Here is a 1,009-nt window from a genome sequence, read left to right as displayed (position 1 = left end):
GTGGGCCGGTTTTGTGATTCAAGGTGCTGGCTGGGCGGAGGCCAGCATCTGATGACACGAGCTCTTTCGAATGATCTTCGCGAGCGTGTTGTGGCGGCGGTTGTGGCCGGTGAGAACTGCCGTTCGGTTGCGTCGCGATTTGGCGTATCGGTTTCATCCGTCGTGAAGTGGTCGCAGCGCTATCGGGCGACCGGCTCTGTCGCGCCGGGCAAGATGGGCGGCCATCGCAAGCGCATTCTGGAGCCGCATCGCGCCTTCATCATCGAGCGGCTCACCCAGAACCCGCAGCTGACCCTGCATGGGTTGAAGGCTGAACTGGCAGGGCGCGGTGTGACTGTTTCGCACAATGCGGTGTGGCAGTTCATCCGGCGCGAAGGGCTGCGCTTCAAAAAAAACGCTGTTCGCCCTTGAGCAGGCCCGCGCCGACATTGCCCGCCGACGTCAGCGCTGGAAGGCATGGCAGGCTGGTCTCGATCCCAGACGGCTGGTGTTCATCGACGAGACCTGGATCAAGACCAACATGACGCCGCTGCGCGGCTGGGGGCCGAAGGGCAAGCGCTTGCGCGCCTTTGCCCCGCATGGCCATTGGCGCACGCTGACATTCCTGGGCGCACTGCGTTGCGACCAGCTCACCGCACCCTGCGTCTTCGACGGGCCGATCAATGGCCAATGCTTCCGCGCCTATGTCGAGCAACAACTCGTGCCCATTCTCAAGCCCGGCGACATTGTCATCATGGACAATCTCGGCAGCCACAAATCGGCGGCCGTACGTCAGATCGTCACAGCGGCCGGCGCAAGGCTCTGGTTCCTGCCGCCCTATTCCCCCGACCTCAATCCGATCGAACAGGCCTTCGCCAAGATCAAGCACTGGATGCGCCATGCCCAAAAGCGAACGATCGAGGACACGTGGCGACACATCGGCTCTCTCGTCACAACAATCCAACCCGGCGAATGCAGTAACTACTTCGTAAACGCCGGATACGCTTCCGTCAAAACATGAACCGCTCTA

Annotated in this window: 1 protein-coding gene; it reads left to right on the top strand. The window is 61.6% G+C overall.

Annotated elements, in window-relative coordinates:
- Positions 1–51: 51 nt before the first annotated feature.
- Positions 52–1,000, top strand: a protein-coding gene (locus tag C5L13_RS28410) for an IS630 family transposase (protein WP_105386608.1) whose coding sequence is annotated in 2 segments (ribosomal slippage) — positions 52–387 and positions 389–1,000 — 948 coding nt in all. Because the reading frame shifts where the segments join, the coding sequence is not laid out codon by codon here.
- The last annotated feature ends 9 nt before the right edge of the window (positions 1,001–1,009 follow it).

It is taken from the genome of Neorhizobium alkalisoli, assembly GCF_002968635.1.
In the GTDB taxonomy this organism is placed as follows: domain Bacteria; phylum Pseudomonadota; class Alphaproteobacteria; order Rhizobiales; family Rhizobiaceae; genus Neorhizobium; species Neorhizobium alkalisoli.
Note: the sequence above shows the minus strand (reverse complement) of the source record. Positions and strands in the feature narration are given on the sequence as shown.